Raw genomic sequence first — 578 nt, forward strand, 5'->3', positions numbered from 1 at the left:
GCGAGGGCGAGGTGCGCCTCGGGAAGAATTTCCCTGATGGTTAGACTTGCGTTTCTTGTATTCTTCGGTGGCCTCTTTTCTGGCATCCTCAAGTAGAAGTGCTTTGTTGATCATATGTTGAAAAGTGGGGAAGTCATGAGCAAGCAACTGGAGTCTCATTCCAACTGCGATTCCCTTCAAGAACTTCCTGATCTTCTTCTTATCTGTGTCCACTTCCTCAGGGGCGTACCGAGCCAACTTGTTGAACTGACTTAGGTACTCATTGACACTGCTGTTGCCTTGCTTAAGTCTGTTGAATTCTTCTTTCTTCATGTCAATAGTGCTTTCAGGCACATGAGCTGCACGGAAAGCCGTAGCAAACTCATCCCAAGCAATGTTAGTGGGTTCAGGGTGTGCATTGCAGTAATTTTCCCACCAATCTGCAGCGGGTCCTCTTAGCTGGTGAGAGGCGTAGAGCGTCTTCTCAACAGGAGTACACTGCACTAAGTTGAGTTTTCTATCAACATCTTTCAGCCAATCGTCAGCCTCGACGGGCTCGACGGTCTGAGAGAATTCTGGTGGACGAGACCTCAGAAAAT

General features: G+C 48.1%; 1 protein-coding gene. It reads right to left on the reverse strand.

The annotated features are described in order from the left end of the window. A partial coding sequence (locus QQK43_RS23810) for a retrotransposon gag family protein (RefSeq protein WP_284309660.1) occupies positions 1 to 578 on the reverse strand: 578 nt, incomplete at both ends.

The organism is Hydrogenophaga electricum, assembly GCF_030160815.1.
Taxonomy (GTDB): domain Bacteria; phylum Pseudomonadota; class Gammaproteobacteria; order Burkholderiales; family Burkholderiaceae_C; genus Hydrogenophaga; species Hydrogenophaga electricum.